This is a genomic window from Streptomyces sp. NRRL S-337 (assembly GCF_000720175.1).
In the GTDB taxonomy this organism is placed as follows: domain Bacteria; phylum Actinomycetota; class Actinomycetes; order Streptomycetales; family Streptomycetaceae; genus Streptomyces; species Streptomyces siderophoricus.
Map to the genome: position 1 here is coordinate 1 of NZ_JOIX01000059.1, position 17,622 is coordinate 17,622.

The 17,622-nt window shown below is 71.4% G+C and carries 14 protein-coding genes; 10 read left to right on the forward strand and 4 right to left on the reverse strand.

Features of this window, described 5'->3' with window-relative positions; genetic code table 11:
- Positions 1 to 488 precede the first annotated feature (488 nt).
- Positions 489 to 1,526: a LacI family DNA-binding transcriptional regulator gene (locus IG62_RS0130275; RefSeq protein WP_030810368.1), complete on the reverse strand. Its 1,038-nt coding sequence runs from the start codon at positions 1,524 to 1,526 to the stop codon at positions 489 to 491.
- Between the two features lie 220 nt (positions 1,527 to 1,746).
- On the opposite strand from IG62_RS0130275, the gene IG62_RS0130280 reads away from it, so the two are divergent.
- From IG62_RS0130280 to IG62_RS0130295, 4 genes are all read left to right on the forward strand, one after another.
- Complete coding sequence (locus tag IG62_RS0130280; protein ID WP_030810371.1) at positions 1,747 to 2,670, forward strand: amidohydrolase; 924 nt, start codon at positions 1,747 to 1,749, stop codon at positions 2,668 to 2,670.
- Positions 2,667 to 3,245, forward strand: a complete 579-nt coding sequence (locus IG62_RS0130285; RefSeq protein ID WP_030810375.1) for a cysteine dioxygenase — start codon at positions 2,667 to 2,669, stop codon at positions 3,243 to 3,245. Before IG62_RS0130280 ends, IG62_RS0130285 begins: the two co-directional genes overlap by 4 nt.
- Before the next feature lie 138 nt (positions 3,246 to 3,383).
- A complete protein-coding gene (locus IG62_RS0130290) occupies positions 3,384 to 4,805 on the forward strand; it encodes a purine-cytosine permease family protein (RefSeq protein ID WP_030810379.1) in 1,422 nt (473 codons plus the stop codon).
- 41 nt (positions 4,806 to 4,846) lie between these two features.
- Entirely contained in the window at positions 4,847 to 5,263 is a 417-nt protein-coding gene (locus IG62_RS0130295) for a hypothetical protein (protein WP_030810382.1), read from the forward strand.
- 320 nt (positions 5,264 to 5,583) lie between these two features.
- Here the strand turns inward: IG62_RS0130295 and IG62_RS0130300 are convergent, their stop codons facing one another.
- Complete coding sequence (locus IG62_RS0130300; RefSeq protein WP_030810385.1) at positions 5,584 to 6,972, reverse strand: cystathionine beta-synthase; 1,389 nt, start codon at positions 6,970 to 6,972, stop codon at positions 5,584 to 5,586.
- A 195-nt stretch (positions 6,973 to 7,167) separates the two neighbouring features.
- On the opposite strand from IG62_RS0130300, the gene IG62_RS0130305 reads away from it, so the two are divergent.
- The 3 genes from IG62_RS0130305 (at position 7,168) to IG62_RS0130315 (ending at position 11,172) form a co-directional block, all read left to right on the forward strand.
- On the forward strand, positions 7,168 to 8,184 hold the full coding sequence (locus IG62_RS0130305; RefSeq protein WP_030810388.1) for an SGNH/GDSL hydrolase family protein: 1,017 nt from the start codon (positions 7,168 to 7,170) through the stop codon (positions 8,182 to 8,184).
- Between the two features lie 229 nt (positions 8,185 to 8,413).
- On the forward strand, positions 8,414 to 9,634 hold the full coding sequence (locus IG62_RS0130310; RefSeq protein WP_030810392.1) for an acetyl-CoA C-acetyltransferase: 1,221 nt from the start codon (positions 8,414 to 8,416) through the stop codon (positions 9,632 to 9,634).
- 584 nt (positions 9,635 to 10,218) lie between these two features.
- Positions 10,219 to 11,172 carry a hypothetical protein gene (locus IG62_RS0130315; protein ID WP_030810395.1) on the forward strand — a complete coding sequence of 318 codons (954 nt, stop codon included), beginning with the start codon at positions 10,219 to 10,221 and terminating at the stop codon, positions 11,170 to 11,172.
- Between the two features lie 314 nt (positions 11,173 to 11,486).
- Here IG62_RS0130315 and IG62_RS0130320 read toward each other — a convergent pair whose 3' ends face one another.
- Positions 11,487 to 11,846 carry a hypothetical protein gene (locus IG62_RS0130320; RefSeq protein ID WP_030810397.1) on the reverse strand — a complete coding sequence of 120 codons (360 nt, stop codon included), beginning with the start codon at positions 11,844 to 11,846 and terminating at the stop codon, positions 11,487 to 11,489.
- Positions 11,847 to 11,944: 98 nt separating this feature from the next.
- Here IG62_RS0130320 and IG62_RS0130325 point away from each other — a divergent pair, with 98 nt between their 5' ends.
- Entirely contained in the window at positions 11,945 to 12,172 is a 228-nt protein-coding gene (locus tag IG62_RS0130325; protein WP_030414336.1) for a DUF4287 domain-containing protein, read from the forward strand.
- Between the two features lie 105 nt (positions 12,173 to 12,277).
- On the opposite strand, the gene IG62_RS0130330 is transcribed toward IG62_RS0130325, so the two are convergent.
- A complete protein-coding gene (locus IG62_RS0130330) occupies positions 12,278 to 13,156 on the reverse strand; it encodes a Bax inhibitor-1/YccA family membrane protein (RefSeq protein ID WP_030810399.1) in 879 nt (292 codons plus the stop codon).
- A gap of 426 nt (positions 13,157 to 13,582) precedes the next feature.
- Between IG62_RS0130330 and IG62_RS0130335 the strand changes: the two genes are divergently transcribed.
- Both IG62_RS0130335 and IG62_RS0130340 read left to right on the forward strand, forming a co-directional pair.
- A complete protein-coding gene (locus IG62_RS0130335; protein WP_030810401.1) occupies positions 13,583 to 16,429 on the forward strand; it encodes a bifunctional glycosyltransferase/CDP-glycerol:glycerophosphate glycerophosphotransferase in 2,847 nt (948 codons plus the stop codon).
- Positions 16,429 to 17,598 (forward strand): glycosyltransferase family 4 protein, encoded by a 1,170-nt coding sequence (locus IG62_RS0130340; RefSeq protein ID WP_030810404.1) that lies wholly within the window; start codon positions 16,429 to 16,431, stop codon positions 17,596 to 17,598. The genes IG62_RS0130335 and IG62_RS0130340 overlap by 1 nt, the downstream gene beginning before the upstream one ends.
- Positions 17,599 to 17,622: the final 24 nt, after the last annotated feature.

Sequence of the window (17,622 nt, forward strand, 5' to 3'; positions counted from 1 at the left end):
TGCTGACGCTTTACGCTCCGCTGCGCTCCGCCTTCGCTCCTTATTGAGTCCTTGGAAGCGAAGCCCACACAACCGGCCCCTCCGGCCCGTCCCCTCCCGCTGGAGGGAGGGGAATGCGGTGGTGGGGGCGGGCGTTGAGGCATGCAAGGGAGCCTGGCTACCCCTACGGGACGGTCGAACAGAACCCGTAAGGGTCACGAGCGCCCCTTGCAGGGCCTCAACTCAACCGGTTGGGAAGGTATTCCCGACACCCACCCCCACGACGCGAGCTACACCCAAGACGACGACGCCCACCCCCACCGGCCTTCCCCCCCACTCCCGGGAGGGGACAGACCGGAGGACGAAGTCTGTAGGGCTGTCACCGCACCCGACACACAAACGCCCGCCGCCAGGCGCAACGGCGAGCGAGCCCCGCGGCGGGACGGCAGACAACGAACGCGGCGCCGCAAAGCGCGCAACGGCGAGCAGCCCCGCGGCGGAACAGACGACTACGTGGGCCGAGTCGCCGAACCTCGTTCGGCAAGGCGCGGGGCGCACAGGATGCGTTTGCGGCGGACGCGGCGGCCCTCTATTGCCGCGACCGCCAGGCGGGCGGCCTCCTTGGCGATTTCGCCGAGGCCCCAGTCGACGGTGGTCAGCGGCGGGGTGAGGACGCGGGAGACCGGGTGGTCGTCGAAGCCGACGACGGACACGTCCCGGCCGACGGTCAGTCCGGCCTCGGCGGCGGCCGCGTAGACGCCGTAGGCGATGGAGTCGGAGAAGCAGAAGACCGCGGCGGGCGGCGGGAGCGCGCCGGCCGGGCGGCGGCCGTCGGGGGTGTTGGTGAGCACCCGCCGGGCCACCGCGGTCGCCTCGCCCAGTTCCTGGGGGCAGGGCAGGACCCGGGCGTCGATGCCGAGGCGGTCGGCGGCCTCGCGGACGTAGACGTCGGCGGGGCGGTCGGGGGTCGAGGGGCCGGTGGGGGTGAGGACGGTGACCTGGCGGTGGCCCAGGCCGCGGAGGTAGTCCAGGACCGCGTCGATGCCGGCGCGGTTGTCGAAGAGCACCTCGCCCGCCGTACGGGCCCGGCTCAGCGCGTCGCCGATGGAGACCACCGGCACCCCCTCGGCGATCGCCGCCCAGCCCTCGGCCGAGGGGTCGACCGGCGAGACCAGCAGACCGTCCACCCGCTGGTCGCGCAGTTGCTTGGCGAGGACCAGTTCCCGCTCGGGGTCGCCACCGGCGTCGAGGATCAGCGCATAGCGGTCGCCGGCCAGCAGTTCGCGCCCTATGGCGGCCATCAGCTGCTGCTGCCAGAGGTCCTGGAGGTCGCCGGCGAGCACCCCGACGGTGCTCGTGCGGCCGCTGGCGAGGGCGCGGGCGATCGGGTCGGCCTCGTAACCGAGTTCGGCGGCGGCCTTGCGCACCCGCTCCTCGGTCTCCTTGGAGACGTGCTTGCCGCGCAGTGCGTAGGAGACGGCTGCGGTGGAGAGTCCGGTGGCCTCGGCCACCTCGCGGAGGGTGGTGCGTTTGTTGGGCCTGGCCATGCCGGAAGCCTACCCAAGGCGGGCGGGTCGGCCGGGCCTTGCCGCCCTACGCCCGGGCGGGCCCCGCCGCCCGGTGCCCGGACGGCCCCGCGGCCGCGCGTGGGCGGTGGGGGCCCGGCAGGCTCCAGGGCGGGGCCTTGACACTCCGACTGGTTAAGCGCTTCACTTAAGCGCATCAGTTAACCGGTTAAGTGAAGCGGTTGAGGAGGATCCGGCCGCCGTGCCCACCGATGTCCATCAGCACCTCTGGCCGCCCGCGTTCGTGGCGCTGCTGCGGGACCGCGGGGTCCCGCCGCGGCTGGACGGCTGGACGCTGGAGCTGCCCGGTGAGCCGCCGTATCCCGTCGATCCGGCCGACCACGACGTCGCAGCCCGGGTCCGGCTCGCCCGCGCGGACGGGCTGGACCGGGCGCTGGTCTCGCTCTCCAGTCCGCTCGGCATCGAATACCTGCCGCCCGCGGAGGCCGCACCGCTGCTCGCCGCGTTCCACGACGGGGCGCTGGCGCTGCCCGCCCCCTTCGGCGTCTGGGCCTCGGTCTGCCTCGCCGTGCCCGAACCGGACACCGACGGGCTCCGCCGCGAGCTGCGGCGCGGCTGTGTGGGCCTCCAGCTGCCCGCCACCGCCCTGCTCGACGCCGCCGGCTGGGCCCGCTGCGCGCCCCTGCTGGACGTCCTCACCGCGCTGGACAGGCCGCTGTTCGTGCACCCCGGCGCGGCCCCGCCCGCCGAGGGCGCGGCGCCCGCCTGGTGGCCCGCGCTGGTCCCGTACGTCCAGCAGATGCACGCCTCCTGGTTCGCGTTCCGGGCCTTCGGCCGGCCGCGCCACCCGGGCCTGCGGGTCTGCTTCGCGGCGCTGGCGGGTCTGGCGCCGTTGCACGGGGAGCGGCTGGTGGCGCGGGGCGGGGGCAGGGGCGGGGAGCGGGGCCGGGTGGACCCGGGTGCGTTCTACGAGACGTCCTCGTACGGGACCCGGGCGGTGGACGCGCTGGTGCGGGCCGTCGGCATCGACGTCGTCGTCAGCGGCAGCGACCGCCCCTATGCCCGGCCCGTGATCCCCGACCTCGGTGCCGAGGCCGCCGTGCACGCCCTGCGCACCGCCAATCCGGCCCGTCTGCTGGGCCCGTCGAAAGGAGTCCGACCATGACGCACGCCGCCTCCCGGACCGAGGCCTTGGCCGTCGCTGCCGCCGGTCCGGCCGTGGACGCCGGGCAGCCGTTCGCCGCACTGCCCGAGCGCAATCTCGGCAAGCATGAACTGCTGGCGCTGGTCGACGAGTTGGCGGGCCGCCCGGACCTGTGGCGCGGGCAGGTCGCGTTCTCCGACACCGAGCGGCACTACGCGTCGCTGTACCGCGACGAGTTCGTCGACGTCTGGCTGCTGTGCTGGACCCGGCAGAACGACACCGGCTGGCACGACCACGACCTCTCCTCCGGCGCCGTCCGGGTGGTGCAGGGGGTGTTGACCGAGTCCAATCCGCGGATCGGCGGGGAGCATGTGGCCCTCGCCGTCGGCGCCGGCTCGTCGTTCTGCTTCGGCCCGGAGCACATCCACCGGCTCACCGGGGCGACCGATGACGCGGTGTCGGTGCATGCCTATTCGCCGCCGTTGTGGCGGCTGGGCCAGTACGACATCACCGAGGACGGGCTGATGCGCCGGGTCTCGGTGTCGTACGCGGACGAGCTGCGGCCGATGGGCGACGCGGCGCCGCCGGCCGCGTGAGTCGTCGACCGGTCCACCCACCGCACCCACCGGTTCCTTACCGCGAATTCAGCGCTTTCCCGCTCCCAACTATTGACCTGCCATTCATCGACCCGGATCCTGCATGAATCCATACAGGCAACGACCCGGGGCGGATGCATGGCAGGTGTGGTGGAACGGCACTCGATCGACGTGGTCCCCGACGACGAACGGCACGGCAGCCCGGTCAGTCAGTTCACGCTCTGGCTGGGCGCGAACCTCCAGATCACCGCCGTGGTCACCGGCGCGCTGGCGGTCGTCTTCGGGGCCAACGCCTTTTGGGCGGTGATCGGGCTGCTGCTCGGCAACCTCCTCGGCGGGGCGGTGATGGCGCTGCACTCAGCCCAGGGCCCGCGGCTGGGCCTGCCGCAGATGATCACCTCGCGGGCGCAGTTCGGGGTGCGCGGGGCGGTGGTCCCGCTGGCGCTGGTCATCGTGATGTACATCGGGTTCTTCGCCAGCGGCAGCGTGCTGGCCGGGCAGGCGGTCGGTGAGCTGACGCACCTGGGCGAGACGCCGGGGATCGTGCTGTTCGCGGCCGTCACCGCGCTCGCCGCGGCCGTCGGCTACCGCCTCATCCACGCCCTGGGGCGGATCGCCGGCCTGGTGTGCGCGCTGGCCTTCGTCTATCTGGGCATCCGGCTCCTGCAGCGCGCCGACCTGGGCACCCTGCTGCACGACCACCGCTTCGGGCTGCCGGTCTTCCTGCTCGCCGTCTCGCTCTCGGCCTCCTGGCAGCTGGCGTTCGGCCCGTACGTGGCCGACTACTCGCGCTATCTGCCCCGGCACACCTCGGCCCGCGCCACGTTCTGGTGGACGCTGTCCGGCTCGGTGCTCGGCGCGCAGTGGTCGATGACCTTCGGCGCGCTGGCCGCCGCCGCGGCGCCGGACGCGTTCGTCGGGCACGAGGTGGGTTACGTCGTCGGGCTGGGCGGCGCCGGGCTGATCGCCTCGTTCCTGTACTTCGTCATCGCGCTCGGCAAGCTGACCATCAACGTCCTCAACACCTACGGCGGCTTCATGTCGCTGGTCACCAGCGTCAGCGGGTTCCGGGGGCAGCGGGTGCTGTCGCCGCGCGGCCGGGCCGGGTACATCGCCGGGATCATGCTGGCCGGGACGGCCGTCGCCCTCCTGGGCAAGGACTCGTTCCTGACGTCCTTCAAGGACTTCCTGCTGTTCCTGCTGACCTTTTTCACGCCCTGGTCAGCGATCAACCTCACCGACTACTACCTGATCTCCAAGGAGCGCTACGACATCGCCGCGCTCAGCGACCCGGCCGGCCGTTACGGCGCCTGGAACGCCCGGGCGCTGACCGTCTACGCCCTCGGCGTGCTCGCCCAACTCCCCTTCCTGTCCACGGCGTTCTACACGGGCCCCCTGGTGGCCCCGCTCGGCGGCGCCGACGTCTCCTGGCTCGTCGGCCTCGCCGTGCCGGCCGTCCTGTACGGGCTCGCCGCCCGCCGCGGCGCCGCGGCCGTCCCGCACCCCGAAGCGGCCCCGGGCGAGCAGGGGCGGCAGAGCCCGGCCGGATCGGGGGGTTAGCCCTACCGTGCCGCGTTCCGGCGGTCCGTACGCTTCGACCCATGGCGACACACGACCCCGATCTGCGCAAGGAACTCGACGCGACGCTCCAGACGCGCAAGGAGCTCGGGCCCGAGTACGAGGCGGAGCTGGTGGAGTCCTTCCTGGAGAAGCTGGACCACACCGTCGACCGCAGGGTGCGGCGGCAGCTCGCCGAGCAGCAGGTCCAGGTGGCGCGCGGCGGCCGCCCGCCGCGCCCCGAGGGCGGCGGACGCGGCTTCTGGGAGCGGTTCGGGGTCGCCGCCCTCTCCCTGGTGCTGGCCGTCCCGCTGACCGCGATCGGCGTGGTGAACGCCGGGATCCCGGGGCTGCTGGCGTGCTGGGCCGGCATCGTCGGCGTCAACGCCGTGCACAGCGTCGGGGTGCGGAAGCTGTTTCTGGGCGGGCGCGGGGAACACCGTGACGGGGAGTGGGACTGAGCCCGGGAAGGGAGTTGTGGCGGGGACCGCCGCACCCCGGACGGGCCGGGGGCGGGACGACGGCGGTCCCCGCCAGGGACACGAGCCGGGTCAGGGCCGGCCGTCGCGTCCGGTGGCGATCTTGGGAGGTCCGGGAGCCGCTCCGGAGGTCCGTATCGCCGTGCACATCAATGTGCCGGACGAGTGTTAAGCGCGTGCTGCCAGCACATGACGCATACGTACACCTTGCGCCGACGGACCGTTTCCTGACGGCGACTTGACGCCGCGACGGGTACGGCGTGACGCGACGGCCGCCACCAAGGCGGCCGCCGCGGCCGGTGCTACTTGCCGGCCTCGCGGGCCAGGAAGGCCAGCAGGTCCTGCCGGCTCACCACGCCCTTCGGCTTGCCCTCCACGAGGACGATCGCCGCGTCGGCGCTCTCCAGGACGGCCATCAGGTCGGAGACCGACTCACCGGAGCCGACCTGCGGCAGCGGCGGGCACATGTGCTTCTCCAGCGGGTCGGTCAGCGACGCCCGCTGGGTGAACAGCGCGTCCAGCAGCTCCCGTTCGACGACGGAGCCGACGACCTCGGCGGCCATCACGTCCGGGTGGCCGGCGCCCGGCTTGACGATCGGCATCTGCGAGACGCCGTACTCGCGCAGCACGTCGATCGCCTCGCCGACGGTCTCCTCCGGGTGCATGTGGACCAGCGAGGGCAGCGCGCCCTCCTTGTGCTCCAGGACGTCGACGACCCGGGCGGCGGTGCCGCCCTCCTCCAGGAAGCCGTAGTCGGCCATCCACTCGTCGTTGAAGATCTTGGAGAGGTAGCCGCGGCCGCTGTCCGGCAGCAGCACGACGACCACGTCGTCCGGTCCGAGCCGGGAGGCGACCTCCAGCGCGGCCACCACGGCCATGCCGCAGGAGCCGCCGACCAGCAGGCCCTCCTCCTTGGCCAGCCGCCGGGTCATCTGGAAGGCGTCCTTGTCGGACACCGCCACGATCTCGTCGGCGACCGTGCGGTCGTACGCGGTCGGCCAGAAGTCCTCGCCGACGCCCTCGATCAGGTACGGGCGCCCGGAGCCGCCGCTGTACACCGAGCCCTCCGGGTCGGCGCCGATGACCGTGACCCGGCCCTCACTGGCGTCCTTGAGGTAGCGGCCGGTGCCGCTGATGGTTCCGCCGGTGCCGACGCCCGCCACGAAGTGCGTGATCCGGCCGTCCGTCTGGGCCCACAGCTCCGGACCGGTGGTCTCGTAGTGGGAGCGCGGGTTGTTCGGGTTGCTGTACTGGTCGGGCTTCCAGGCGCCCGGCGTCTCGCGCACCAGCCGGTCCGAGACGTTGTAGTACGAGTCCGGGTGCTCGGGGTCCACCGCGGTCGGGCAGACCACGACCTCGGCGCCGTACGCCCGCAGCACGTTGATCTTGTCCGTGGACACCTTGTCCGGGCAGACGAAGATGCACTTGTAACCCTTTTGCTGGGCCACGATCGCCAGGCCCACCCCGGTGTTCCCGGAGGTCGGCTCGACGATCGTGCCGCCCGGCTGCAGCTCACCCGACTGCTCGGCGGCCTCGATCATCCGTACGGCGATCCGGTCCTTCACCGAACCGCCGGGGTTGAAGTACTCGACCTTGGCCAGGACGGTGGCCTGGATGCCCTTGGTCACGTTGTTGAGCCGCACGAGCGGGGTGTTGCCGACGAGCTCAATCATCGAATCGTAAAACTGCACGGTGGTCTCCGCGGTCGGGGGCACGCTCTCCTGCGCCCGTGCCGCCAGCCTATTGCCCGGGTGGCGCGGAGGGAGGACGCGTTGCGTTCCGTGCGGGAACGGGCAACACCCTGTTGTAGGAGTTCTTGTCGATTCAAGAGCGCGTCGGCCCCCGGGTCCGGCGCGCCCCGCACTGCACGGGGAGGTGCCCGGCCCATGCCGATGACGATGTCCAGGGCGAGGGTGGCACGGCGGATCGCGACCGCCGCCGCGGTCGGTGGTGGCGGCGTCGGGCTGCTCGGCGTCGCCACCGTCGGTGTGCTGCTGACCGAGGTCCGGCTGGCCCGCCGCACGGTCGGCGGCTCCAGCGACATCCCGCCGTGCGCCGACGGCCGCTACGGCGCCGCCTTCGGCCACCGCACCGACCGCCCGCCGCTCCGCCTGGGCTTCCTCGGCGACTCCACCGCCGCCGGCCAGGGCGTGCACCGCGTCTCGCAGACCCCGGGCGCGCTGCTCGCCTCCGGCCTCGCCGCGGTCGCCGAACTCCCCGTCGACTTCCGCAACGTGGCCCTGCCCGGGGCGCAGTCGGACGACCTGGCGCGCCAGGTGGAGCTGATGCTCGCGGACGGCACCCGGACCCCCGACGTCTGCGTGATCATGATCGGGGCGAACGACGTCACCCACCGGATGCCGCCCGCGCAGTCCGTCCGCCACCTCTCGGAGGCGGTCCGCCGGCTGCGCGCCGCGGGCTGTGAGGTGGTGGTGGGCACCTGCCCCGATCTGGGCACGATCGAGCCGGTCTACCAGCCGCTGCGGTGGGTGGCCCGGCGGCTCTCCCGGCAGCTCGCGGCCGCGCAGACGATCGGGGCGGTCGAGAACGGCGGCCGTACGGTCTCGCTGGGCGACCTGCTGGGGCCCGAGTTCGAGGCGCATCCGCGGGAGCTGTTCGGGCCGGACAACTACCACCCGTCGGCGGAGGGGTACGCCACCGCCGCGATGGCCGTGCTGCCGACGCTGTGCGCCGCGCTGGGCCTGTGGCCGGACGAGGAGCGGCCGGAGCCCGCCCGGGGCGAGGGCATCCTCCCGGTCGAGCAGGCGGCCGCCGAGGCTGCTTCCGAGGGCGGTACGGAGGTCACCGCCTCCCGCGCGCCCTGGGCGCTGCTCAAGCACCGCCGGCGGCGCCAGCTGCCGGAGGCGGAGGAGTCGGCGGACCGGCCGTCGGTGCCACGCTGAGGGCCCGCGGTGCGCCGAACGGGCAAGGGGCCGCGGGGAATATCCGGCGGCCCCTTGCCGTTCCATAAGCGCTCGCTTAGAAAAGAGGTCCGCATCACAACGCGCAGCCCGTGACCTCAGCAGTACGTGCAGGTAACTTCCCTCACAGTCCTCGCAATCTCTTCCGCCCGTCGCCCGACCACCGCCCCTCAACGAGGCGCAGGGCGCCACCTTGATTCCTGGAGCCGTGATGCCCGAAGCCGTGATCGTCTCAGCCGCCCGCTCCCCGATCGGCCGCGCCTTCAAGGGCTCGCTGAAGGACCTGCGCCCGGACGACCTGACCGCGAAGATCATCGAGACCGCCCTGGCCAAGGTCCCCGAGCTGGACCCCAAGGACATCGACGACCTGATGCTGGGCTGTGGCCTCCCCGGTGGCGAGCAGGGCCACAACCTCGGCCGCATCGTGGCCGTCCAGATGGGGATGGACCACCTCCCGGGCTGCACCATCACCCGCTACTGTTCCTCGTCGCTCCAGACGACGCGGATGGCGCTGCACGCCATCAAGGCCGGTGAGGGCGACGTCTTCATCTCGGCCGGTGTCGAGACGGTCTCGCGCAGCGTGAAGGGCACCTCCGACGGGCTGCCCGACACCCACAACCCGCTCTTCGCCGACGCCGAGGCCCGTACGGCCGCGCGCGCCGAGCAGGAGGGCGCCGACTGGCACGACCCGCGCGAGGACGGCCTGATCCCCGACGCGTACATCTCGATGGGCCAGACCGCGGAGAACCTCGCCCGCCTCAAGGGCGTCACCCGCCAGGACATGGACGAGTTCGGCGTACGGTCGCAGAACCTCGCCGAGAAGGCGATCAAGGACGGCTTCTGGGAGCGGGAGATCACCCCGGTGACGCTGCCCGACGGCACGGTCGTCTCGCAGGACGACGGCCCGCGCGCCGGCGTCACGCTGGAGGGCGTGCAGGGCCTCAAGCCGGTCTTCCGCCCCGACGGCCTGGTGACGGCCGGCAACTGCTGCCCGCTCAACGACGGTGCCGCGGCGCTGGTCATCATGTCCGACACCAAGGCCCGCGAGCTGGGCCTGACTCCGCTCGCCCGGATCGTCTCCACCGGCGTCTCGGGCCTGTCCCCCGAGATCATGGGCTACGGCCCGGTCGAGGCCAGCAAGCAGGCGCTCCGCCGCGCCGGCCTCACCATCTCCGACATCGACCTGGTCGAGATCAACGAGGCGTTCGCCGCCCAGGTGATCCCCTCCTACCGCGACCTGGACATCCCGCTGGACAAGCTGAACGTCAACGGCGGCGCGATCGCCGTCGGCCACCCCTTCGGCATGACCGGCGCCCGCATCACCACCACGCTCATCAACTCCCTCCAGTGGCACGACAAGCAGTTCGGCCTGGAGACCATGTGCGTCGGCGGCGGCCAGGGCATGGCGATGGTCATCGAGCGGCTGAGCTGAGCTGGAGCGAAGCGGAAGCGAAGTTCAGCGCGACCATGGGCCCGAGCGGCTGAGCTGAGCTGGAGCGAAGCGGAAGCGAAGTTCAGCGCGACCATGGGCACGAGCGGTTGAGCTGAGCCGAGGATCTCCCCCGGGAATCCTTGAGGGTGTGCGCGCGGCGGAACAGACCAACTCCCGCCCCGCGCACACCCTTCGCTGTTGTGCGGACACGGGCGGCGACGGCGCGTGACCTGCCTCACTCGTTAACAAGATCGCGACCCAATCTCCCCCAGGATTGTGATGAACGTCCTGGGGGAGAAGCGTCGTTGCAGGTCAGCATGGGGTCACCGCACCCCAGGAGACCCATGCCCCCTAGCATTTCGGGACATAGCGCCCGGTGAGCGGTCGCCGACCCCCGGCAGGCTGATGTAGGAAGTCGGAGAACATTCTGCTAACGGGAGTACGCCGGTGAGCGAGCCGCCACCATTGGTGACCTCCGTGAGCGGCGCATCAAGGGGGTCGCCCCGGCCTACGGCCGGGGGAAGTCCATGTACCGATGCACGGCCCGTGGGAAGTGGGCCGCCGAACGAAGTGGAGGTCGGCGCATGAGCGTCACCACCCTCGTCCTGCTCGTGGCCGCGGCCGTCGCCGTGGCGCTGGGCGCCGTCGCGCTGGGCACGGCCCGTGCGCTGCGCCGCCAGCTCGCCGAGCTGCACGGTGAGCTCGTCGCCGCCCGCCGGGACGCCGCGGCACGCGCGGAGGCGGCCGCGACTGCCGCCGCGACCATCCCCGCCGCCCGCACCAGCCCGGCCGAGGCGACCCCGCTCGCGGACATACGCGCCGCCGTCGCCGACGCGCTCGCCGAGGAGCGCGAGCGCGAGCTGGCCGAGGCCCGGGCGTTCTGGGCCGCGCAGGAGGCCAGGGACGCCGCGGACGCCCCCTCCCTGCTCGGCCTCGGCGACGAGAGCCCGCTGGACGGCCGCGAGGGCCGGCTGACCCGCGACGGGCGGCCGGAGTTTGAGCGGTTCGACCTCCAGCCGTTCGTACCCCGCCAGGCGGACCTGGCCGGCCTGGAGCCGCTGCTGGGCCCGGACGCCCTGGAGGCGATGGACGCCCTGGAGTCCGTGGAGGCGCTGGAGGCCCTGGACGCACCGGAGTTGGAGCCCGTCGAGGGCACCGAGTCCGCCGAACTGGCCGCCGCCCGCCGCCGGCACCCCTCGCACCCGGACTTCTCGCCGTCCCCGGTGATCAGCGACTACGAGCGCACCGTGGCACGGCTGGAGGAGCTTGCCCGGGAGGCCACCGTGGTCGCGGACGTCCGCCCGGGCCCGTTGGGCACCCTGGACGTGTACGTCTTCGCCGACGGCACCACGCTCTGCCTGACCCCCGGCCAGCGCGAGGCCGCGGACCGGGTCGCGGACGCGCTGCACGCCGGGCGCACCCCGGTGCTGCTGGGCGGCTCCGGCATCTCCGGCGCGTACGCCCTGACCTTCTCCTGGGGCGAGACCCGCGAGGACAGCGTCTACATCCTCGCCGACCGCGTCATCGCCTCGCTCTGACGGCCGTTCCGCCCGAGGCTCCGACCGCGGTTCCTCCGAGGGCCCGACCGCCGTTCCGCCCGAGGCTCTGATCATCGTTCCGCCCGGGCCGGTGGCCGGAAGTCTGGCCGAAATGCCGCCCGCGGCATCACGTCCGGAATACCCCCCACCCCCGCCACGTTGTGGCCCCGCAGGGGGCCCACGCACCCCCTAGGGGATCCGTTCGACCGCCCCCTAGGGTCCGCCCCGGGGCCCGCAGGGGGGCCCACATCCGAGGCTCCCGAAGCCCCCCAGCTCCGCCTCCACGGCAGACAGCCGCCCCTGGCAGCGTTCCCCTAGCAGCGTTCCGCTGTGGCCCGTACGCAGCGCACGGCCTCCGCCAGTTCTTCGGCGGGGGCCACTTTCGCGTCAGGGTCGGGTCCGGAGCCGGCCGGGCCGGCGGCCGCGGCCCGTAGTGCCTCGACGAGGTCGTGCCCGGCCACCGCGAGCTGGTCGCCGACCGCGAACATCCCGGCGTCCGGGAACGGGCGCGGCGGCTCCCCGGGCCGTTCGATCAGCTGCGCACGGGTCGCCAACTCCCGTGCCAGGGCGAGCCCCTCGGCCGCCGCGCCCTGGCTGAGCCGGCTCTGCGGCAGCGCTCGGAGGCGGTCGGCGAGGGCGTCCACCGCGGTCTGCAAAGGGGTCACGTCAAGCACGTCGTGAGCCTATGCGCCACTCCCGGGTGGTTGCCAACGGCGGAAGCCTCAGGCACGGTGTGCTGAAGAACCAGCATCGACCGCGTCCGGAGGCGCCGATGTCTCAGCTCTTCTCCGAAGAGACCCACCGGAACATGCTCTCCCGCATCCCCGAGTGCACGGGACGGGAAATCTCCGAATGGCTCCGCACCGTTGACGAAGGCCCCGCTCTCTTCCGCTTCGACGAAAAGGTCAGCTGGCTCCGTGGCGAGCACAACCTCGCCCACGGGCACGCCAAGGCGATCGTTCACGAACACGACCTCAGGCGCGCCGCGCGGAAGTTCTGATCCGCGATGAGGCGCCGTCCTCAACCCCGAAGGGCCCGCAGGCTGCTGCCTGCGGGCCCTTCGTCATGGTGCTGCTTACGGAGCTGTTTGTGCCGCGGGGTCCGGTCAGTCGCCCCGGAGGATGGAGATCAGCCGCAGCATCTCCATGTAGATCCAGACCAGCGTCAGGGTCAGGCCGAACGCCGCCAGCCAGGACTCCTCGCGCGGCGCGCCGTAGGCGATGCCGTCCTCGACCTGCTTGAAGTCCAGGGCGAGGAACAGCGCACCGAGCACCACGCCGACGATGCCGAAGAGGATGCCCAGGCCGCCGCTGCGGAAGCCGAGGCCGTCCCCGCCGCCGAAGACCATGAACAGCACGTTGACCAGCGACAGCAGGACGAAGCCCATCGCCGCGATCAGCACGAAGCGGGTGAAGCGGGCGGTGACCCGGACGATCCGCGTCTTGTAGGCGACCAGCATGGTGACGAACACCGCCATCGTGCCCAGCACCGCCTGCATGGGGGCGCCGGCCATCTTCGGCAGGTCGTTGAGGAAGCCGCTGAGCGCGCCGAGGAAGACGCCCTCCAGTGCCGCGTACGCGAGGATCAGCGCGGGCGACGGCCGGCGCTTGAAGGACTGGACGAAGCCCAGCACCATCGCGACCAGACCCGCGCCGACGGCGAAGCCGAGGTTCTGGGTCAGGAACAGCCAGCCGACGGTGGCACCGGCGATGACCGTGCCGAGCGTCAGGCCCGTGCGCGTGACGACGTCGTCCATCGTCATGGGCCGGGTCTGCGGCGCGTACTGCGGCGGTGCCTGGGTGACGGGCTGACCCTGGGCGTACGGGTCGGTGGGGGCCTGCGCGTAGGGGTTGCCGCCCTGTGCGTAGGGGTTGGTGCCGGCGTACGGGTTCGCGGTGGGGCCCCCGGCCTGCGCGTTGAAGCCCGCGTAGCCGGTGTCGCGGCTGAACCCCCGTCGCGAGAAGACCGGGTTGCTGCTCCTCATCTCACTCCTCCATGGCCGCCCTGCGCGGCCTTGACGGCAAGCGTAATGGCTTGGCAAAGACACGTCGCTCGTTCTTGGGCAGGATCTTTCCCCGTCCCCGGCGCTTCACGTCCTCCAGGAGGAGGACGTCCGGGAGGCCGCGGACGTGCCCGGAGGCCGCCCCGATCCATACACCCGGGCGCAACGGACGTCACATCCGAGCAGGCAACCGATTCACCGGAGCGGCCGTCTTTCCTTCCGGCCGGAAGTGCCCTGCTGGGCGGATCGGCGGAGATGACACCTGGTCATGATCCGTATGCCGGAGCGCCCCTTCCCCACGCCCCGGCGGCTCACTGTGCGTAGTGCCATGGGCGCGATTCGTGGTAATCGGGGGGACAGACGGGGCTATTCTGGCGGCAAACAGCAGCGAAAGAGGTTGAGGTCCCTGTGCCTGACGTCTCCGTAGTCGTCATCGTCTACAACGACGCCGACCGGTTGCCGACCGCGGTCCAGTCCGTACTGGACCAGACGCTCCGGGACGTCGAGGTGGTGATCGTCGACGACTGCAGCACCGACCGTTCCTTCGAAGTGGCGCAGCAGCTCGCCGCCACGCACCCGGAGAGAGTCAGAGCCTTCCAGCTGCCGGAGAACAGCGGCGCGGGCGGCGAGCCGCGCAATGCCGGCATCCAGCACACCCGTGGCCGTTACGTCATGTTCCTGGACAGCGACGACGTCCTGGAGGTCAATGCCTGCCGGAACATGCTGGAGGCCGCCGAGGAAACCGGCTCGGACATCGTTTCCGGTCTGTGCGTCCGGCTGCACAAGGACACCCGCAATCAGAAGCGGGACGAATGGTATTCCTGGCTGTATGCCACGACCCGGACCCTGGAGTCGGTCACGGAATTGCCGGACCTCTTCGTCTGGGACACCCTCTCCACCAACAAGTGCTATCGCCGCGAATTCCTGATCGAACATGACCTGCGATTCCCGAAGGGCATGTTCTACGAGGACCTGATGTTCATCGCCGATGCCTATCTCGCGGCGAAGCGCATCACGCTGATTCCCAATCAGGTCTATTTCTGGCACGTATTCGAGCGGGCCGCCGTGAAATCGGTGACGAACCGGCGGCACGAAATGACGAACTATGCGCACCGGCTGGAGATCCACCGGCGCATCGACGCATTGCTGGCCGAGCGCGGGCTGACCGAGATGAAGCTCGCCAAGGACGTCAAATTCCTCAAGCACGATCTGGTGCTGCATCTGCGCGACCTGCCGTTCCGGGACGAGTCCTACCGCCGCGAGTTCGCCGAACTCTCCCGGGAATACCTCGCCGGCATCGCCCCCGAGGCGTACGAGCGGGTGCCGGCCATCCAGGCCATCTGCGCGTACCTGCTCCAGCGGGGTGACTGGGACAACCTGATCCCGGCCGTGGACACGCTGATCAACCGCGACAAGGTCTCCTCGCCGCTGGCCGAGCACGACGGCCGGATCTACTGGTGCGGGGGCCACTTCGACGACGCCTTCGGCCGCTCCGTACTGGACGTCACCGACATCGGCTACCACGAGAAGCCGGTCAACCAGCTGTTCCTGCGCAACCAGCTCACCCGTTACCAGGACTCCGGCCGGACCGTCTCCCTGGCCGGGCGGATCACCAACCCGCTGGGCGTGGTACCGCCCGGTGCGCGGCTGGCCGGCGAGCTGGAGTTCAGCGCCCGGCGGCGCAGCCTGCAGTCCTTCCGCTTCCCGGTCGGGGAGCTGCGCCACGAGGGTGACGCGATCCACTGGGCGGCCACCGCGGACCTCACCGCCGGGCTGCGTCCGCTGGGCATCGTCGACTCCATCTGGGACGTACGGCTGCGGCTGGACGTGGACGGGGTGCGGACCACGACCCGGCTCACCGTCGCCGACACCGAGCTGACCGGGTCGCTGCCGGTCCGGCCACGACTGACGCGGATGGTCGCCGACCGTCTGCAGCCGCATGCCTCGGCCAAGGGGCATCTGGCGTTCCGGCTGGTCAGCGAGGGTGCGAGCGCCGAGCGGATGCAGGAGCTGATCACCCGCGGGGTGCGCGGGAAGCCGGGCACGCTCGCCAAGTCCGGCTACCGCAAGGCGAAGGAGCTGCGCAGGAAGGTCGTCTCCGGCGACAACAAGCTCCGGGTGTACCACGAGGTGTTCTGCCGGCTGCCCGTCAAGAAGCGCACGGTGGTCTTCGAGAGCCACCTGGGCAAGCAGTACAGCGACAGTCCGCGCGCGATCTACGAGGAGATGCGCCGGCAGGGCCTGGAGTTCGAGGCGATCTGGTCGTACGCCGGCTCGCCGAAGGACTTCCCGAAGGGCGTCACGCTGGTCAAGCGCTGGTCGCTGCCGTACCTCAAGGCGCTGGCGCAGGCGGAGTTCTGGGTGGACAACCAGAGCTACCCGCTCAAGCTCACCAAGCGCCCCGAGACCACGTACCTCCAGACCTGGCACGGCTCGGCGCTGAAGAAGATGGGCTTCGACCAGCCCGCGCTCAAGGCGCAGACCCGGCAGCAGCAGGAGGAGCAGCAGAGTTCGCTGGACCGCTTCGACCGCTTCCTGGTCCGTTCCGAGCACGATGTGCACACCCTGGCCAGGGCGTTCCGGCTCAAGGAGAAGACGCTGCTGCGGGTCGGGTACCCGCGCAACGACGCGCTGGTGCGCGCCCGGCAGCGCGAGGAGGAGCTGGGTCGGCGGGAACGCGGGCCGCTGGCCGCGGAGTTGGGAATCCCCGAGGACAAGACCGTGCTGCTGTACGCGCCGACGTTCCGCAAGGCGGGCGGCCGGCACGGGCGCTTCGAATTGCCCTTCGACGTCGAGCGGTTCGCGGAGCAGTTCGGCGACCGCTACGTCCTGCTGGTGCGCTCGCACTATCTCAATCACGTGGTGCTGCCCCCGACGGTGCAGGGCCGGGTCATCGACGTGTCGGCGCGTCATGACGTGACGCCGCTGCTGGCGCTGGCCGACGGGCTGATCACCGACTATTCGTCGGTGATGTTCGACTACGCGCTGCTGGACCGGCCGTTGGTGTTCTTCACCTACGACTACGACGAATACGTCCACGAGGGCCGGGGGACCTACTTCGATCTGCTGGCGCACGCGCCGGGCCCGGTGGTCCGTACCGAGGACGATTTCCACGAGACGATCAAGTCGTTCGAGACGCAGTCTCTGGAATACGCCCGCAAGCGCGCGGAATTCGTCGCCAAGTTCGGGGAATACGACCGGGGCGACGCCGCCCGGAGCATTGTCGATCAGTTCTTTGCGCAGTGGAGCCGTTGATGACCAAGTCGTACGCAGCCGGTCCGCGGGACATCTTCTTCGTCTCCAACAGCGTCAACGAGATGGGCGGCATCACCAGTTGGTCGCACCAGATGGCGCGCCTGTTCAGCGAGCGGGGCCACCGGGTGCACCTCATCGGTATCGTGCCGGCGCCCGAGGGACGCGCCCATGAGCTGGCCGACGACGTGCCGTTCAAGGCCACCACGCTGTACCGCGACCACCCGCCGGCGGTCCGCCCGGTGCGCGGGCTGAAGGACCGGCTGAACGTCGCCGAGCAGCGCCGCCGGGCCGCCCGGGAGGCCGGGATGCGGGAGCAGGCGGCGAGGATGAGCGCGCTGTTCCGGGCGGCGAAGCCGGGCGGGGTGGTGATCGTCACCCAGGTGTGGGCGATGGAGTGGGTCGCGCTGGCCGACACCGCCGGGCTGACGGTGGTCGGAATGAGCCACGAGTCGTTCGAGACCTGCCGCAAGTCGTCCCGCTTCGGCCGGGTCAAGCGGTTTTACGCGGACGTCGACCGAATGCTGACGCTCACCCGTGAGGACGCCGACCGCTGGATCCGCCAGCGGATGGACAACGTCGGCTTCATGCCCAACCCGCTGCCGTTCTTCCCCGACGTCCCGTCGGACCGCTCCCGCAAGTGCGTGGTCAGCATCGGCCGGCTGCACGAGGAGAAGGGCGTCGACCTGCTGCTGGAGGCGTGGGCGCAGGTCGCCCCGGAGCATCCGGACTGGACGCTGCGGATCTACGGGTCCGGTGAGGAGGCCGAGGCGCTGCGCAAGCTGGCGGCGGAGTTGGGGGTGGCCTCGTCCGTCGAGTGGATGGGGCGTACCTCCGACGTTCCGGGGGCGCTGCGGGAGAGTGCGGTGTTCGCGCTCAGCTCGCGGGGTGAGGGCTTTCCGCTGGCACCGATGGAGGCGATGGCGACGGCCGTGCCGTGTGTGGCGTTCGACGTGGCGCCGGGCGTCCGCGAGATCATCACGGACGGCGAGGACGGTTTCCTCGCCCCCCCGGGCAATATCACCGAATTCGCCCGGCATCTCGACACCCTGATGTCCGACAAGGAGCTCCGGGACACGATGGGCGAAGTCGCCCGGGAGAACATCCAGCGGTTCTCCACCGACGAGATTGTCGGGCGCTGGGAGGACCTCTTCGCTCTCCTGGAGCGCTGAGCCGCCGAACAAAGCACGAGGGCC